11 protein-coding genes are annotated in these 17195 nt (G+C 73.2%); 1 reads left to right on the top strand and 10 read right to left on the bottom strand.

Annotated features, from left to right (window positions below; translation table 11 throughout):
* Positions 1-104: 104 nt before the first annotated feature.
* The 7 genes from tmk to bldG form a co-directional block, all read right to left on the bottom strand.
* Positions 105-3593, bottom strand: coding sequence for a dTMP kinase (tmk, locus tag ACX9I7_RS23505; protein ID WP_459388408.1), 3489 nt, complete (start codon positions 3591-3593; stop codon positions 105-107).
* 223 nt (positions 3594-3816) lie between these two features.
* Entirely contained in the window at positions 3817-6672 is a 2856-nt protein-coding gene (topA, locus tag ACX9I7_RS23500) for a type I DNA topoisomerase (protein WP_387573487.1), read from the bottom strand.
* Positions 6673-7046: 374 nt separating this feature from the next.
* Positions 7047-8573, bottom strand: a complete 1527-nt coding sequence (locus ACX9I7_RS23495; protein ID WP_459388407.1) for a DUF7059 domain-containing protein — start codon at positions 8571-8573, stop codon at positions 7047-7049.
* A gap of 149 nt (positions 8574-8722) precedes the next feature.
* Positions 8723-9304 (bottom strand): small secreted protein, encoded by a 582-nt coding sequence (locus ACX9I7_RS23490; RefSeq protein WP_358634093.1) that lies wholly within the window; start codon positions 9302-9304, stop codon positions 8723-8725.
* 199 nt (positions 9305-9503) lie between these two features.
* Positions 9504-11894 carry a sodium-translocating pyrophosphatase gene (locus ACX9I7_RS23485; protein WP_387573484.1) on the bottom strand — a complete coding sequence of 797 codons (2391 nt, stop codon included), beginning with the start codon at positions 11892-11894 and terminating at the stop codon, positions 9504-9506.
* A 484-nt stretch (positions 11895-12378) separates the two neighbouring features.
* Positions 12379-12864, bottom strand: coding sequence for an ATP-binding protein (locus ACX9I7_RS23480; RefSeq protein ID WP_387573482.1), 486 nt, complete (start codon positions 12862-12864; stop codon positions 12379-12381).
* Positions 12865-13066: 202 nt separating this feature from the next.
* Positions 13067-13408 (bottom strand): anti-sigma factor antagonist BldG, encoded by a 342-nt coding sequence (gene bldG, locus ACX9I7_RS23475; RefSeq protein ID WP_030367299.1) that lies wholly within the window; start codon positions 13406-13408, stop codon positions 13067-13069.
* Between the two features lie 54 nt (positions 13409-13462).
* On the opposite strand from bldG, the gene ACX9I7_RS23470 reads away from it, so the two are divergent.
* Complete coding sequence (locus ACX9I7_RS23470; protein ID WP_459388406.1) at positions 13463-16072, top strand: DEAD/DEAH box helicase; 2610 nt, start codon at positions 13463-13465, stop codon at positions 16070-16072.
* 95 nt (positions 16073-16167) lie between these two features.
* Here the strand turns inward: ACX9I7_RS23470 and ACX9I7_RS23465 are convergent, their stop codons facing one another.
* From ACX9I7_RS23465 to ACX9I7_RS23455, 3 genes are read right to left on the bottom strand one after another with little or no spacing between them, the layout of a single operon-like run.
* Positions 16168-16524: an Rv3654c family TadE-like protein gene (locus ACX9I7_RS23465; protein WP_459388405.1), complete on the bottom strand. Its 357-nt coding sequence runs from the start codon at positions 16522-16524 to the stop codon at positions 16168-16170.
* Entirely contained in the window at positions 16502-16870 is a 369-nt protein-coding gene (locus ACX9I7_RS23460) for a TadE family type IV pilus minor pilin (protein WP_459388404.1), read from the bottom strand. The genes ACX9I7_RS23465 and ACX9I7_RS23460 overlap by 23 nt, the downstream gene beginning before the upstream one ends.
* Positions 16857-17072 (bottom strand): DUF4244 domain-containing protein, encoded by a 216-nt coding sequence (locus ACX9I7_RS23455; protein WP_373298207.1) that lies wholly within the window; start codon positions 17070-17072, stop codon positions 16857-16859. The genes ACX9I7_RS23460 and ACX9I7_RS23455 overlap by 14 nt, the downstream gene beginning before the upstream one ends.
* Between the last annotated feature and the right edge of the window lie 123 nt (positions 17073-17195).

The raw sequence follows: 17195 nt of genomic DNA, 5'->3' as shown, positions 1-17195 counted from the left end.
TTGTGGGCCACACCACTGACAAGTCCGGCCCCGTAAGGGGCGCGGGGAACGGCGCGACCAGCCACGACGGCGCCGCAGCCGACCGACGCCCCGCCGCGGAGCGGCTAGCGCCGCTCACCCTCGCCGCCGCCGGAACCGTCGGCGTCCCGCTTGCCGAGCAGATCGTCCGCCAGCGTCGGGGCGTCGTCCGCCCACTCCGGCCGGTGGCGCCGCGCCTTCCGCAGGGGGCGACCAGGCGCGTCGCCGCCCTCGCCCTCCGCGTCCACCTGCGGCAGCTCGCGCGTGCGCTCGGCTTCCGGAGCGGCGGCGTCGTCGTCCTTGCGGAAGAGCCAGTCGGGCACCCGGTCCACGGGGTTCTCGGACCGCGCCTCCGGCCGCGTCGGCGGCTTCGGCAGCACGGCCGTCTCCTCCGACTCGGAGCCCTGGCCACGGGGGGCGTCCTTCGGCTCGACGCCCCAGGTGACGCGCTGCGTCGGCGGCGTCGGCGCGACGACGGGCGGCAGCACGGCCGTCCGGTCCTCGGAGCCGGCCGGGAGCCGGGGCGTCTCGACGGTCGGCGCGTCGCCGGAGTCCCGGGTATCCCGGGGGTCCTTGCGGAAGGCAGCGGTCCCCACGACGGGAGGCCGCCCGGCACCGCGATCCGCGCTGTCCGGCTCGCGCAGCGAGGGCTGCGGCACGGTGGGCGCCTCGTCCTCGCCGGCGCCGCCCGAGCCCCCGGCACCGGCCGGGGTACCGGCCCCGCCGGAGGCCCCGGCACCCGACGGGAAGCCGCGGACCGCCGAGGAACCCGCCCCGGAGCCCGCCCCAGAACCGGCCCCAGAACCGGCCCCGGCACCGGCCTCCGAACCGGCCTCCGCACCCGCCAGGGAACCGGCCGCCGCGGCCTCCGCCGCCACGCGGGCCTGCTCGGCCCTGAGCAGGGCCTCTTCCGCCTTGCGCTGCTTCTCCAGGCGCCGTTCCTCGGCCTCGGCACGCAGCCGGGCCTCCTCGGCGGCCTGCTCGCGCAGTCGTTCCTGTTCGGCGGCGCGGGCGCGCTCCTCCGCCTCGCGGCGCGCGCGCTCCTCCTCCGCGCGCTGACGCGCCTCCTCGGCCTCCCGGGCGCGGCGCTCCTCCTCACGGCGCGCGGCCTCCTCGGCCTCACGCCGGGCGCGCTCCTCCTCGGCGCGCAACCGCTCCTGGCGCTCACGCTCCAGCCGCGCCTCCTCCGCCCGGCGGTGCTCCTCCTCCACCCGGCGGCGCTCTTCCTCAGCCTTCTCCGCCTTCCGGCGCTCCTCCTCGGCGCGGCGCGCGGCCTCCGCCGCCTCCCGCGCGGCGGCCTCCGCGGCGGCGCGCTCCGCCGCGAGCTCCGCCTCCCGCTCCGCCTTGCGGCGGGCCTCCTCCTCGGCGGCCTGGCGCGCCGCCTCCAGGGCGGCCGCGCGCGCGGCCTCGCGGGCCTCGAGCTCGGCGGCGGACAGCGGCAGCATCTGGTCGAGCCGGTGGCAGACGACAGCGGTGATGGCGTCGGGCTCCTGCCCGGCGTCCACCACGAGGTAGCGCGCCGGGTCGGCGGCGGCCAGGGTCAGGAACCCGGTCCGGACCCGCTGGTGGAACTCCGCCGGCTCGGACTCCAGCCGGTCCGGCGCCTCCGTGAAGCGCTCGCGCGCGGTCTCGGGCGAGACGTCGAGCAGCACGGTCATGTTCGGGACGAGCCCGTCCGTGGCCCAGCGCGAGATCCGGGCGATCTCGGTCGGCGAGAGGTCGCGCCCGGCGCCCTGGTAGGCGACGGACGAGTCGATGTAGCGGTCGCTGATGACGACCGCGCCGCGCTCCAGGGCGGGCCGTACGACGGAGGCGACGTGCTCGGCGCGGTCGGCCGCGTAGAGCAGCGCCTCGGCGCGGTCGGAGAGCCCGGCCGACGCGACGTCCAGCAGGATCGCGCGCAGCCGCTTGCCGATGGGCGTGGCGCCCGGCTCCCGGGTGACGACGACCTCGTGGCCCTTGGCGCGGATCCACTCGGCGATCGCCCGCACCTGGGTGGACTTCCCGGCACCGTCGCCGCCCTCGAAGGCGATGAAGAAGCCGGCGGGTGCCGTGCCCTCGGCGGGGTCGCCGCCGCGCACCACGTCGAGCAGGTCGCGGTGGAAGGGCACCCCGTGCCGGTCGTCGGTGCGGCCCAGCACGAGCGCGCCGACGGGCAGCAGCAGCGCGCCGACGAGCATCAGCGTGAACGCCGCCCCGCCGTGCGCGAAGACGAAGGAACCGGACACGAGCCGGTGCGGCCCGATGACCGCGGCGAGGACGGGCGCCACGACCGCGCCCAGCGCGACGGTGAGGCGGACGACCCCGTGGAGGTGCTCGGTGGTGCGGGCCTGGCGGGACTCCTCCGTCTCCTGGTCGAGGAGCGCGTGCCCGGTGTTGGCGACGACACCGGCGGAGCAGCCCGCCAGCAGGACGAGCAGCAGGACGGTCGTCGCGTCGGGCACCAGCCCGGCGGCGAGCAGCGCGGCGCCCGTCAGGGCGAGCGCCAGCGCGAGCAGCCGGCGGCGGGAGAAGCCGGGCAGCACCTTCCGGGCGCCGCGGATGCCCAGGGCCGGGCCGCCGGTGAGCGCGAGGGCCAGCAGGGCGAAGCAGACGGGCCCGCCGCCGAGGTCGGCCGCCTGGAGCGCGGCGACGCCGACGGCCGCGGCGACCGCGCCCGCGATGGCCGCGCAGGACAGGACGAGCACCGGGATCGCGCCCGTGCGCCCCTTGTCGGCGGCGCCGTGGACGGTCTTGGGGCGGCGCAGACCCTCCAGCGGGGAGCGCGCGCGGGGCGCCTTCACGCCGTCGGGCAGCGGGGGCAGCTTCATCCGGTGGAGCACCACGCCGGACGTCGCGAAGAGCCCGGCCGCGAGGTACGAGCCGAGGGCCGCCTGATGGAGGTGGAACCAGTCGATGCCCGAGCCGAGCAGATTGCCGATCAGGGTGATGACGAGGAGCGCTGCCGCCGCGACGGGCAGGGCGAGGTAGGTCGTGCGCAGCGAGAGCCGCCGCAGCGCCTCCTGGTGGTCCGGCAGCGGGCGCACCGCGTCGCCCTCGGGCGGCGGGGCGGGCAGCAGCGCGGGCACGGCGCCGTCCTTGGCGACCGTCCAGACGCGTTCGGCGCCGCCGACGACGAAGGCCGTGACCAGCAGCCAGACGACGGCCTGGTGGCCGGTCCAGTCGGCCCACAGGGGCGCGACGGCGAGGAGCGCGAGCCGCAGCCCGTCCGCGCCGATCATCGTCCAGCGGCGGTCGAGCCGACCGGCCGGGGCGAAGAGCGAGGACAGCGGCTCCAGCAGGACCGCGCCGAGGAGCGCGGTGCCCAGCAGCCGCGCGCCGATCACGGCGGCGACGGCGAACGCGGCGCCCCGGTAGCCACCGCCGAGGGCGCCCGTCTCGACCGCGGCCTGGAGGGCCAGCAGCATGAGGACGAAAACGGCGAGGCCGTCGCCGACGGCCCCGGCGGACTGGGCGCTCCACAGCCGCCGCAGCGGACGGAAGCGCAGCAGGGCCCGGAGGGCACGCTCGCGGGAGTCCGCGGCCAGTGCTCCGGATACGGGGCTCTCCAAAGGTGGCTGCTCGGCTCGCGTCATCCTGCCAGCCTATCCGGAGTTGTCCGGATGCCGACTGTCAATACGAACGTATATACGAACTTACGCCCGGGTCCCTATACGGGGCGATACCGGACGGGCGCGATACCGGACACGCGATACCGGACGGCGCGATAACAGCGGGCGGATACCGACGGGCGGATACGGAGACGGGCCGCCCCCGAGGGGGCGGCCCGTCCGGCGTGCTCGGCGTGAGCCGTCCCGCCTACTCCCCGTCGGCCGCCGAGGCCGCGGCCGAGGCAGCGGTCTTCTTGGCGGCGGCCGTCGTCTTCTTCGCCGCGGCGGTCTTCTTCGTCGCCGTGGTCTTCTTCGCGGCCGTCGTCTTCTTGGCCGCGGTCTTCTTCGCCGGGGCCTTCTTGGCGGCGGCCTTCTTCGCGGGCGCCTTCTTGGCCGTCTTCTTGGCCGGGCCCTTGGCGCGCTTCTCCGCCAGCAGCTCGTAGCCGCGCTCCGGCGTGATCGTCTCGACGTCGTCGTCACGGCGCAGCGTCGCGTTGGTCTCGCCGTCGGTGACGTACGGGCCGAAGCGGCCGTCCTTGACCACGACCGGGCGTTCGCTGACCGGGTCGGTGCCCAGCTCCTTCAGCGGCGGCTTGGCCGCGGCGCGGCCGCGCTGCTTGGGCTGCGCGTAGATGGCCAGGGCCTCGTCCAGCGTGATGCTGAAGAGCTGGTCCTCGGTCTCCAGGGAGCGCGAGTCCGTGCCCTTCTTCAGGTACGGGCCGTAGCGGCCGTTCTGCGCGGTGATCTCCACGCCCTCGGCGTCCTTGCCCACGACGCGCGGGAGCGACATCAGCTTCAGCGCGTCGTCCAGCGTCACCGTGTCGAGGGACATCGACTTGAAGAGCGACGCGGTACGCGGCTTGACGGCGTTCTTCCCGGTCTTCGGGGTGCCCTCGGGGAGCACCTCGGTGACGTACGGGCCGTAGCGGCCGTCGCGGGCGACGATCTGGTGGCCGGTGCCCGGGTCGGTGCCCAGCTCGAAGTCGCCGCTCGGCTTGGCGAGCAGCTCCTCCGCGTACTCGACGGTCAGCTCGTCGGGGGCGAGGTCGGCCGGGACGTCGGCGCGCTGGTGGCCCTCGGCGTCCTTCTCGCCCCTCTCGACGTATGGCCCGTAGCGGCCGACGCGCAGCACGATGCCCTCGCCGACGGGGAAGGAGGACACCTCGCGGGCGTCGATCGCGCCCAGGTCGGTGACGAGCTCCTTCAGGCCGCCGAGGTGGTCGCCGTCGCCGTTGCCCGCGTCGGCGGCGCCGCCCTCCGGGCCCTCGCCGAAGTAGAACCGGCGCAGCCACGGCACGGCCTGGGCCTCGCCGCGGGCGATGCGGTCGAGGTCCTCCTCCATGGAGGCGGTGAAGTCGTAGTCGACGAGCCGGCCGAAGTGCTTCTCCAGCAGGTTGACGACGGCGAAGCTCAGGAAGGACGGCACGAGCGCCGTGCCCTTCTTGAAGACGTAGCCGCGGTCGAGGATCGTGCCGATGATCGACGCGTAGGTCGACGGGCGGCCGATCTCCCGCTCCTCCAGCTCCTTGACCAGCGAGGCCTCGGTGTAGCGGGCCGGGGGCTTGGTGGCGTGGCCGTCGGCGGTGATCTCCTCGGCGCTCAGCGCGTCGCCCTCGCCGACCTGCGGCAGCCGGCGCTCGCGGTCGTCGAGCTCGGCGTTCGGGTCGTCGGCGCCCTCCACGTAGGCCTTCATGAAGCCGTGGAAGGTGATCGTCTTGCCGGACGCGCTGAACTCGGCGTCCCGGCCGTCGCTCGCCCGGCCGCCGATCTTCACGGTGACGGAGTTGCCGGTCGCGTCCTTCATCTGGGAGGCGACGGTCCGCTTCCAGATCAGCTCGTAGAGCCGGAACTGGTCGCCGGTCAGACCGGTCTCGGCGGGAGTGCGGAAACGATCACCCGAAGGACGGATCGCCTCGTGCGCCTCCTGGGCGTTCTTGACCTTGCCGGCGTACGTGCGCGGCTTCTCCGGCAGGTAGTCGGCCCCGTAGAGCTGGGTGACCTGCGCCCGGGCGGCGGTGATCGCCGTCTCCGAGAGCGTGGTGGAGTCCGTACGCATATAGGTGATGAAGCCGTTCTCGTACAGCTTCTGGGCCACCTGCATGGTCGCCTTGGCACCGAAGCCCAGCTTGCGCGAGGCCTCCTGCTGGAGCGTGGTGGTGCGGAACGGCGCGTACGGGGAGCGGCGGTACGGCTTGGACTCGACCGAGCGCACCGCGAAGGCGGCGTCGGCGAGGGCGGCGGCCAGCCCGCGGGCGGTCGCCTCGTCCAGGTGGAGGACCTGCGCGGAGTCCTTGAGCCGCCCGTTCGCCCCGAAGTCACGGCCCTGGGCGACGCGGCGGCCGTCGACCGTCGCCAGCCGGGCGACCAGGGTCGAGGGATCGCTGTTGTCACCGGCACGGCCGGTGCCGAAGGTGCCCGTGAGGTCCCAGTACTCGGCGGACCGGAAGGCGATGCGCTCCCGCTCCCGCTCGACGACCAGGCGGGTGGCCACGGACTGCACCCGGCCGGCGGACAGCCGCGGCATGACCTTCTTCCAGAGGACCGGCGAGACCTCGTAGCCGTAGAGGCGGTCGAGGATGCGGCGGGTCTCCTGGGCGTCGACGAGCTTCTTGTTCAGCTCGCGCGGGTTGGCGACGGCGGCCTGGATCGCGTCCTTGGTGATCTCGTGGAAGACCATCCGGCGGACCGGGACCTTGGGCTTGAGGACTTCCTGGAGGTGCCAGGCGATGGCCTCGCCCTCGCGGTCCTCATCGGTGGCGAGGAAGAGCTCGTCGGACTCGGCCAGCAGGCCCTTGAGCTTCTTGACCTGATCCTTCTTGTCGGCGTTGACGACGTAGATCGGCTGGAAGTCCTTGTCCACGTTGACGCCGAGCCGGGCCCAGGGCTCACCCTTGTACTTCGCCGGGACCTCGGCGGCCCCGTTCGGGAGGTCACGGATGTGCCCGACGCTCGCCTCGACGACGTATCCGGGGCCGAGGTAGCCCTTGATCGTCTTCGCCTTGGCAGGCGACTCGACGATGACGAGTCGGCGGCCGCCCTGTGCGGTCTCGCTGGTCGGGGACAACTTCGCTCTTCTTCCGGTCGACACTCGGTGTGGGCGTTTCGGTGTGGGCGTTGCGTGACGCTGCGGAGTGTGACGGTACATCCCGCCCCCGTGTCAAACGGAAAAAGCCCGCAACGCCACTCGAACGGTAACCCGACAAGCGTCCTGTCTGCCGCCCGGACCGTCACACCACTGCCGGGAAGGCCCCATCCGCCCCACGACCGCCGCCCGCCGCACCGGCCGGGCCCGGTGGCCGGGACGGGTGACAAAAACATGACGCGAACACGACCCCTCCGTCCGGCCCTCCCATGAGTCGGACGACGGCTTCCGCCACCCCCGGCGACGGCTTCGGCGAGGCCGCCGCCGGGGCGCGGCGCGGGGCCGGCGGAGGCCCGTCAGTCGCCCGCCGGCGAGAGAAAGCCCTGCTCGACGAGGGTGCGGATGGCCTCCGGGGTCCGGTCGCGGAGCAGCACCGGGTCCTCCCCGACGAGCTGGGCGATGGCGTCGAGGATCCGGCCCGCCGGGAGTGTGCCGTCGCACACTCCCGCGAAGCCGGCCCCGACCGTGTCCACCTTGGTGGCCCGGCGCATCCCCCGGTTCTGCCGCAGCACGACGTGCTCGGGATCCTCCGCGCCCGGCAGCCCGACCTGTTCCTGGACGACCTCCTCGGCCAGCGTGAAGCGGGCGGCGAGCAGCGCCGCGTCGTCATGCGTCCGGAGGAAGTCCTGTCGCTCGAAATGAGCCGTTACGGCCGGGCCGAGCGGCTGCTCGACCGGGTGGGACCACTCCTCCGCGATCACCGACGGGCGGTCGCTGCCCGTTTTGCGCAACGTGATCCAGCCAAATCCGACGCCCTTGGTCTTCCGGGCCTCGAACTCCGCCAGCCACGCGTCGTAGCGCGCCGCGTACTCCTCCGGCGTGGTGCGGTGGTCACCGGCGTCGCGCAGCCACAGCTCGGCGTACTGGGCGACGTCCTGGACGTCGCGCTGGACGATCCACGCGTCGCAGCCGCGCGGCACCCAGGAGGACAGCCGCTCGCGCCAGTCCTCACCCTCGACGTGCTGCCAGTTGGCCAGCAACTGGCAGTAACCCCCGTCGTTGAGCCGGTCGGCCGACCGCTGGACGAGCGTGCGGCACAGGTCGTCGCCGCTCATGCCGCCGTCGCGGTAGGTCAGCCGGGCGCCGGGCGAGATCACGAACGGCGGGTTGGAGACGATCAGGTCGAAGGTCTCCCGCGCGACCGGCTCGAAGAGCGAGCCATGGCGCAGATCGGCCTCCGGCGCGCCGGAGAGCGCGAGGGTGAGCCGCGTGATGTGGAGCGCGCGCGGGTTGAGGTCCGTGGCCGTGACCCTGGTCGCGTGCTGGGCGGCGTGCAGCGCCTGGATGCCGGAGCCGGTGCCGAGGTCGAGGGCGCTCTCCACGGGCGTTCGGACGGTGATCCCGGCGAGCGTGGTGGAGGCGCCGCCCACGCCGAGGACGAGCTCCGAGCGGTCCACCCCGGCCGGGCCGCCGCCTCCGGCGATCCCGCCGGCGCCGCCGACGGCGCAGCCGAGGTCGGAGACGATCCACCAGTCCTGGCCGTCGGGCCCGCCGTACGGGCGGACGTCGACGGTGGCCCGTACCTCGTCGCCGTCCCGGACGAGCCAGCCGTCGGCGAGGCAGTCGGCCACGGGCAGCGCGGCGGCTGCGCGGTCGTGGGCGACGGGGCGCTGGAGCAGGAAGAGCCGGATCAGCGTCTCGAGCGGGCCGTCGCCGCGCGTGGCGCGCAGGGCGGGAACGGTCTCGCTGCGGGCGAGGGCGGCGTAGGCGGGGGCGCCGAGCAGGTCGAGGAGGCCGTCGGCGGTGAAGGCGGCGGCCAGCAGGGATTCGCGCAGGCGTGCGGTGCGCGTCGGGTCGGCGTCGGGAAGGCGGGGCGTACTCACGGGACCATTGTCGGGGGCGGCACCGGGGAACGACGAAGGCCCGGCGCGCCGTAGGGGCGCACCGGGGCCGACCGCGCCTCCTGGCCGGGCTGTGCCCTGGCTTCTCGGCCGGGCTGTGCCTTAGGGCTGTGCCCTGGCTTCTCGGCCTGCTACGCCTTCTTGGTCTGCGTGGGGGAGCCCACCGGCTTCTGGCAGCCCGGGGTCTTCGCCATCGACTTGCCGACGTCGCCGGACTGGAGCTTCTTGAGCGCGTCGTCGCTGCGGCCGCTGAGCTTGGCGATGTCCCCGGCGATGCTCTTGAGGCCGTCGCTGAACTTGGACTTGTCGCCCGTGTCCAGCCCGTCCACCCGCTTCTTCAGCTCGGCGTACGCGGAGGAGAGGTCGTTGAGCGCCTTGACGGCGTTCTTCTCGCTGCTCTCGCCGTCCTTGACGGGCGGGGCGCCCGCGTTCTGGACGGACGTCGCGAGCGCCTTGTACGCGTCCGCGTTGGCCTGGAAGGCGGCGGAGTCGATCTGCTGGATCTTCTTCGAGTCCTCCTCGTTCAGGACGGACGCGATGGAGGCGTTGGCGTCGGTGATCTTCTTCACCTGAGGCTGCATCTGGTCGCAGACGCTCTTGGCCCAGTCGTCCAGCTTCTTCTTGTTGCCGCTGTCGTCGCCACCACCGCAGCCCGTCAGCGCCAGGACGAGTGCCGCCCCACCGGACAGTGCAGCCACAAGCTTCTTGTTCACCGGAATGGTCCCTTCGATGGCTCTCGGCCCGGGAACTTACACGTCCGCGCGGAAGGGGCCGGGAGCCGAGCACACCGTTTGTACCCTTTTAAAGCCGTTTGCACCAAGCTTGGCGTGGCGTTCGCCGCACCTCGGCGAGGGTACGGACGGTGTGCTCCGCTCATTTCCGTCCGGAGGAACTACGTCCGGAAGAACTACGTCAGGACACCACCGCCGGGTCCGCCGGCGACACCGTCCGCTCCGCGCCGTCACCCCCGTCCACGGCGACGCCCCGCCGCTTGGAGAGATAGACCGCGCCCACGATGACGACAACGGCCAGCACCGCCACGGCGATTCTCAGCCCCTTGTTGGCGTCGGCGCCATAACTGAACTTCACCACCGCGGGCGCGATGAGCAGCGCCACCAGATTCATCACCTTCAGCAGCGGGTTGATCGCGGGACCGGCGGTGTCCTTGAAGGGATCGCCCACCGTGTCGCCGATGACCGTCGCCGCGTGCGCCTCGCTGCCCTTGCCGCCGTGGTGCCCGTCCTCGACGAGCTTCTTGGCGTTGTCCCAGGCGCCACCGGAGTTGGCGAGGAAGACTGCCATCAGGGTCCCGGTGCCGATGGCCCCGGCCAGGTACGAGCCGAGCGCCCCGACGCCCAGCGAGAAGCCGACGGCGATGGGGGCCAGCACCGCGAGCAGACCGGGGGTGGCCAGCTCGCGCAGCGCGTCCTTGGTGCAGATGTCCACCACGCGCCCGTACTCGGGCTTCTCGCTGTAGTCCATGATCCCGGGGTGCTCGCGGAACTGCCGCCGCACCTCGTAGACCACCGCGCCCGCCGACCGCGACACCGCGTTGATCGCGAGCCCCGAGAAGAGGAAGACGACGGCCGCGCCGAGGACCAGCCCGACCAGGTTGTTGGGCTGCGAGATGTCCAGGCTCAGGCCCAGCTCCCCCGCCTTGGCGTGGACGTCCGACACGGCCGTCGCGATCGCGTCGCGGTACGAGCCGAACAGCGCGGACGCGGCGAGGACGGCCGTCGCGATGGCGATGCCCTTGGTGATCGCCTTGGTGGTGTTGCCCACGGCGTCGAGGTCGGTGAGCACCCGCGCGCCCGCGCCCTCGACGTCACCGGACATCTCGGCGATGCCCTGGGCGTTGTCGGAGACCGGCCCGAAGGTGTCCATCGCCACGATGACGCCGACGGTCGTGAGCAGCCCGGTGCCCGCGAGGGCCACCGCGAACAGCGCCAGCATGATCGAGGTGCCGCCGAGCAGGAACGCCCCGTACACCCCGAGCGCGATCAACACGGCCGAGTAGACGGCCGACTCCAGGCCGACGGAGATCCCCGCGAGGACGACGGTCGCCGGGCCGGTCAGGGACGTCTTGCCGATGTCCCGCACGGGGCGCCGGCCGGTCTCGGTGAAGTAGCCCGTGAGCTGCTGGATCAGGGCCGCGAGGACGATGCCGATGGCCACGGCCACCAGGGCGAGGACGCGCGGGTCGCCGCCGTGGCCCCGGATGGCGGCGTCGCCGACGCCCTTCAAGTCCGCGTAGCCGGCCGGCAGATAGGCGAACACGGCCACCGCCACCAGCACCAGCGAGATGACGGCCGAGATGAAGAACCCCCGGTTGATCGCGGTCATCCCGCTCCGGTCGCTGCGGCGCGGCGCCACCGCGAAGATGCCGATCATCGCGGTGACCACACCGATGGCGGGCACGAGCAGCGGAAAGGCCAGGCCCGAGTCGCCGAAGGCGGCCTTGCCGAGGATCAGCGCGGCGACGAGCGTCACGGCGTACGACTCGAAGAGGTCGGCCGCCATGCCCGCGCAGTCGCCGACGTTGTCGCCCACGTTGTCGGCGATGGTGGCCGCGTTGCGGGGATCGTCCTCGGGGATGCCCTGCTCGACCTTGCCGACCAGGTCGGCGCCCACGTCGGCGGCCTTGGTGAAGATGCCGCCGCCGACCCTCATGAACATGGCCAGCAGCGCCGCGCCGAAGCCGAAGCCCTCCAGCACCTTGGGCGCGTCGGCCGCGTAGACCAGCACCACACAGGACGCGCCCAGCAGGCCGAGCCCGACCGTGCACATGCCGACGACGCCGCCCGTGCGGAAAGCGATCTTCATCGCCTTGTGGGCGACGGCCGTCAGGTCCTTCTCCGGCTCGCCCTCCGCGGGGGTCGCCTCCCGCGCCGCGGCCGCCACCCGCACATTGCTGCGCACCGCGAGCCACATGCCGATGTAGCCGGTGGCCGCCGAGAACACGGCACCGACCAGGAAGAAGAGCGAACGGCCCATGCGCTGCGACCAGTTGTCGGCCGGCAGCAGCATCAGCAGGAAGAACACGATCACGGCGAAGACGCCGAGGGTACGCAACTGCCGGGCGAGATAGGCGTTCGCGCCCTCCTGCACCGCCGCGGCGATTCTCTTCATGCTGTCGGTACCCTCACCGGCCGCCAGCACCTGACGCACCAGCACCACGGCCACCACGAGCGCCGCGGCCGCCACCACCGCGATCACCGTGACGAGGTTGCGATCGCCGTCGGTGAGCTCGACCGCGAGTCGTTGAGTGAAGTCCACCTGTTCAGGGGTGAAATGCCCCGCCATTCGTCCTCCTTAGACGTTTGGCACATGGGCGCGCGGCCGGTCCGTGGCACGAGGAATGGGAACAGCCGCCACGCTCAGGCGTCCTGAGCTCAAGATGGACGGATTGTAGGGAGCATGGCGAGATCAAAACAGAGCGCGGCAAACGGAATGAGACTTCCCGCGAAGTCCGTCCGCACGACGGAATGGTGAAGATCAAGAATTGATCGTCCGGGCTTCGGGGGATCTTTCGAAGAATCGATCATTCACGAGGAGAAACGATCATTCATTGATCGACCGGTGATGACACGACAGCGCGCGAGAGCGCCGAAAGGGCCCTGGGCTGGAGCCATGGAGCCATGAGCGGGGCACCACGAGGCCATGGACGGGGCGTCACGAGGCCCTGGACGGGGCGCCATGAGGGCATGGGCGGGGCGCCAGGCCCGGGTGGCGACGCACGGTTACGACAGGCGCCAGGCCCGCCCTACAGCGGAAGGCGGCCGCCCGGCTACGGCGTGACGGCCGACGGTGTCGTCGGCCAGCTCATCCGGATCAGGCCGCCCGTCTCGCTCGCCGTCACCTCGACGTCGTCGACCAGGCCGCTGATCACGGCGAGCCCCATGTCGTCCTCGCTCTCCTCCGGCGTCGCGGGGACGGAAGCGGAGGACGCCGGGGAACCAGCGGGGGCCAGGGGGGCGGCGGAACCGGACGCGGCGGCGGCCGTCGCGGCCATGACACCGGGGTGAGGGGCGTCGTCGGCGACCTCGATGGAGAACTTCTTCTCGTCCTCCGTCAGCACCACCTTCACCGGGCCGGCGATCTCATGGCTGCGGTGGAGGCTCACGGCACGCGAGCACGCCTCACCGACGGCCAGCCGGACCTCGTCCAGCACGGCCTCGTCGACCCCCGCCCGGCGCGCCACCGCGGCGGCCACGAGCCTGGCCGTGCGGACGTGCTCGGGAAGGGCGCTGAAGAGCAGTTCGACGGTGGCCATGCCATCCCCCTCGGTGGTACGTGCCCTCGTCCCCACTGCCGGAACACAGGGCGAACTCGCGGAGGGGCCGGACCCGTGAGCCCGTCACCCCCGGCGCGGCTATGTGGCTGTGCGGCCGTACGCGTGCGGCGCCGCGGCCGTGCGTCGGACGGGCGGCAGCCATCCGGCGCCGACCGACCGCCACCCGGCCGTCAGGCGACCGTCAGTCGGTCGCCTGCACCGCGTCCTCGACCGAGGTGTGGATCGGGAACACCTTGGTCAGGCCGGTGATACGGAAAATCTTCAGGATGCGCTCCTGGTTGCAGACGAGCCGCAGCGAGCCCTCATGGGCGCGCACGCGCTTCAGCCCGCCGACCAGGACGCCGAGCCCGGTGGAGTCGAGGAAGTCGACGCCCTCCATGTCGACGACGAGGTGATAGCTGCCGTCGTTGACAAGCTCGACCAGCTGCTCACGCAGCTTGGGCGCGGTGTACACATCAATCTCGCCACCGACCCGGACAACCGTACGGTCGCCTACGGTCTCGGTCGACAGGGACAGGTCCACGGATCCTCCAGCACCTTGCATCGAGCGGTCGCCCCCCATGGATCGGCAGCCGCGATGGCATTCAATCACTTACCGGCAGGCGCGCACGACGCCTTGGCGCCATTGTCCGTCAAGCCGGTGACACACTCGGTGTCGATGGCCAACGATCAACTCCCGCCGGAGGCGGGCGTGCACCCCGCTCCCCGGACAGTCCTCGACCGACTCGCCGCCGGGCCGGGCCGGGCCGCACGCATCACTCATACGGAGCACTTGCCCCCTCGTCCCGGACGTCATGCCCCCTGGCCGGAGAAGATCCGGCCGGAAGTGATCGACGCCATCCGGGCCGCCGGAATCGAACGCCCCTGGGCCCATCAGGCGCGCGTCGCCGAGCACGCGCTGCGCGGCGAGTCGGCCGTGGTGGCCACCGGCACCGCCTCGGGCAAGTCCCTCGCCTACCTGGCCCCCGTCCTCAGCGCCCTGCTGGACGGCTCCGAGGCCCCCAACGGGCGAGGCGCGACCGCCCTCTACCTCGCCCCCACCAAGGCCCTCGCCGCCGACCAGCGCCGCGCCGTACGCGCCCTCGCCGAACCCCTGGGCAAGGGCGTCCGGCCCGCCGTCTACGACGGGGACACCCCCTTCGAGGAACGCGAGTGGGTGCGCCAGTACGCCAATTACGCGCTGACCAACCCGGACATGCTCCACCGCTCGATCCTGCCCGCCCACCCCCGATGGGCCTCCTTCCTGCGCGCCCTGCGCTATGTCGTCATCGACGAGTGCCACGCCTACCGGGGCGTCTTCGGCTCCCACGTCGCCCAGGTGCTCCGCCGGCTGCGCCGCCTGTGCGCCCGCTACGGCTCCGATCCCGTCTTCCTCCTCGCCTCCGCCACGGCCTCCGAGCCCGGCACCGCCGCCGGCCGGCTCACCGGCCTGCCCGTCGCGGAGGTCACCGAGGACGCCTCCCCGCGCGGCGAAGTGGTCTTCGCCCTCTGGGAGCCCCCGCTCACCGAGCTCCACGGCGAGCGGGGCGCCCCCGTCCGCCGCACCGCCACCGCCGAGACCGCCGACCTCCTCACCGACCTCGCCGTCCAGGGCGTGCGCACCGTCGCCTTCGTCCGCTCCCGGCGCGGCGCCGAGCTGGTCGCCCTCATCGCCCAGGAGCGGCTGGCCGCCGTCGACCGTTCCCTCCCCTCCCGCGTCGCCGCCTACCGCGGCGGCTACCTCCCCGAGGAGCGCCGCGCCCTGGAGCGCTCCCTCCACACCGGCGAACTGCTCGGCCTCGCCGCCACCTCCGCCCTGGAACTGGGCGTCGACGTCGCCGGCCTCGACGCCGTCCTCCTCTCCGGCTACCCCGGCACCCGCGCCTCCCTGTGGCAGCAGGCCGGCCGCGCCGGCCGCACCCGGCGGGGCGCGCTCGCCGTCCTGATCGCCCGCGACGACCCGCTGGACACCTATCTCGTCCACCACCCCGAGGCCCTCTTCCAGCAGCCCGTGGAATCCACCGTCCTCGACCCGGACAACCCCTACGTCCTCGCGCCCCACCTGTGCGCGGCCGCCGAGGAGCTGCCCCTCACCGAATCCGACCTGTCGCTCTTCGGGCCCGAGGCCATGGTCGTGATCTCCCAGCTGGAGGCCCGCAAGCTGCTCCGCCGCCGGGGCACCGCCTGGCACTGGACCCGCCGCGAGCGCGCCGCCGACCTCACCGACATCCGGGGCGGGGGCGGCCGCCCCGTCCAGATCGTCGAGGAGGGCACGGGACGGCTGCTGGGCACCGTCGACCGGTCCGCCGCCCACACCACCGTCCACGAGGGCGCCGTCCACCTCCACCAGGGCCGCAGCTATCTCGTGCGCCACCTCGACATGGAGGACTCCGTCGCCCTGGTCGAACAGGCCGACCCGCCCTACTCCACGACGGCCCGCGACACCACGACCGTCTCCATCCTGGAGACCACCACCGAGGTCCCCTGGGGGGACGCGCGGCTGTGCTTCGGCTCCGTCGAGGTCACCAACCAGGTCGTCTCCTTCCTCCGTCGCAGGCTCATCACCGGCGAGGTCATGGGCGAGACCAAACTCGACCTGCCGCCCCGCACCCTGCGCACCCGCGCCGTGTGGTGGACCGTCACCGAGGACCAGCTCGACGACGCCCGGGTCTCCCCCGAGGCCCTCGGCGGCGCCCTCCACGCCGCCGAACACGCTTCCATCGGCATGCTCCCTCTCTTCGCCACGTGCGACCGCTGGGACATCGGGGGCGTCTCCGTCCCCCTCCACCCCGACACCCTCCTGCCGACCGTCTTCGTCTACGACGGCCACCCCGGCGGCGCCGGCTTCGCCGAGCGCGCCTTCCACACCGCCGCCCGCTGGCTCGGCGCCACCCGCGAGGCGATCGCCGCCTGCGAGTGCGCCACCGGCTGCCCTTCCTGCATCCAGTCCCCCAAATGCGGTAACGGCAACGACCCCCTGGACAAGAAAGCCGCCATCCGCCTCCTCACCCGCCTCCTCTCCGACGCCCCGGACGGCCCGGACGGCCCGGACGATCCGGACGGCCGGGACGACCCAGGCGACTCGGACGGCCGGGACGGCCCGGACAGCCCGACCGGCTTGCAGGGCCCGCACGACCCGACCGGCCTGCACGGCTCGAACGATCCGACCGGCCTGCACGGCCCGAACGATCCGGCGGACACGGAGTGAACTGCGGAGCGGACTGAGCGGCGGAGCGGGTCGTTCATCGCGTCCGGGCTGCGGGCGGTTGCGGGCGATCGCAGGTGGTCACGGTCGGCGATGTCTCACGGGGCATACGCCGCCTCCGGCGGCCCCGCGCGAGCCCGTACCCTCAGCGCGTACGGCCCGGCCCGCGCCTCCGCCGCCACCTCCGCGAACTCGCCCTTCACCCCGCAGCCCACCACCCTCGCGCCCTGAGCCGAGGCGACCTTCCTGGCGAGGCCGCACGCCACGGCCTCCCCCTGGAGGGCGTGGTCGGCGGCGGCGAGCGCCGCCAGATCCGCCGCCCCGCCAGCCCGGTGACGGGCCATCACCACCTGTCCCATGGCCAGCAGCGCCGCGAAGATGACGCAGGACGCCATCGCGACGGCCGCCACCCACACCGAGGCCAGACCCGCGTCATCCCACCGTTTCCTCCGCAAGGGCCACCGCCTCCCCGCTCAGCCGTACCGCCAGCGGCCCCGGCCCGGCAGCCCGGGCCTCGACCCGCACCCGGACGAGATCGCCCTCCCGTGTCAGCCCGATGCGGGCCCCGGGCGGAGCCGCGGACCGGGCCGCGGCGACGGCCGCCGGAGGCGGATCCTGCCGGGCCGCCGCCCGCGCCCCCACCCGGGCCGCGTCCACGCACTGGATCTGCGCGGACGCGGCCATCAGCCCCCAGAGCAGGGCCAGGGCGAAGAGCACCAGCACCGGCAACGCCACCGCGGCCTCGGCCGTCACATAGCCACCGTCGGAGCGAGCTCCGGACGTCCCGTCAGAACGTCGCATGGAGCGCCTTCACGATCAGTTGCTGAAGGGCTGCGCTGACGGGCCCGCTCGTGACCACCTTGTACAGAACAGCCGCCAGCGCACACGCCGCGAGCGTGCCCACCGCGTACTCCGCCGTCGTCATCCCGGCCTCACCGGCACCCGTCACCCGGGCCCGGCGCGCCGCCCACCACGACGTGACCTTCATCGCCGCCACTGCCATGACCGATTCCCCCATCTCCTGTAATGCTGATGTGTGGTGCGCGTGTGATGCGCGTTGTGATGTGTGATGCGTGCGGTGCGCGGCCTCATCCGTCGCACCGTCACTTTCCTTGTCCGCTTCTGC

Source organism: Streptomyces sp. L500 (assembly GCF_054551825.1).
The sequence above is the reverse complement of the archived record's forward strand: the minus strand, read 5'-3'. Positions and strand labels throughout refer to the sequence as shown.

What these genes read in the sequence shown, in the direction of transcription:
- tmk (WP_459388408.1), bottom strand. Translation starts at nt 3,593, where the DNA reads ATGACGCGAGCCGAGCAGCCACCTTTGGAGAGCCCCGTATCCGGAGCA.
- ACX9I7_RS23485 (WP_387573484.1), bottom strand. Translation starts at nt 11,894, where the DNA reads ATGGCGGGGCATTTCACCCCTGAACAGGTGGACTTCACTCAACGACTC.
- ACX9I7_RS23480 (WP_387573482.1), bottom strand. Translation starts at nt 12,864, where the DNA reads ATGGCCACCGTCGAACTGCTCTTCAGCGCCCTTCCCGAGCACGTCCGC.
- ACX9I7_RS23470 (WP_459388406.1), top strand. Translation starts at nt 13,463, where the DNA reads ATGGCATTCAATCACTTACCGGCAGGCGCGCACGACGCCTTGGCGCCA.
- ACX9I7_RS23460 (WP_459388404.1), bottom strand. Translation starts at nt 16,870, where the DNA reads ATGCGACGTTCTGACGGGACGTCCGGAGCTCGCTCCGACGGTGGCTAT.
- ACX9I7_RS23455 (WP_373298207.1), bottom strand. Translation starts at nt 17,072, where the DNA reads ATGGCAGTGGCGGCGATGAAGGTCACGTCGTGGTGGGCGGCGCGCCGG.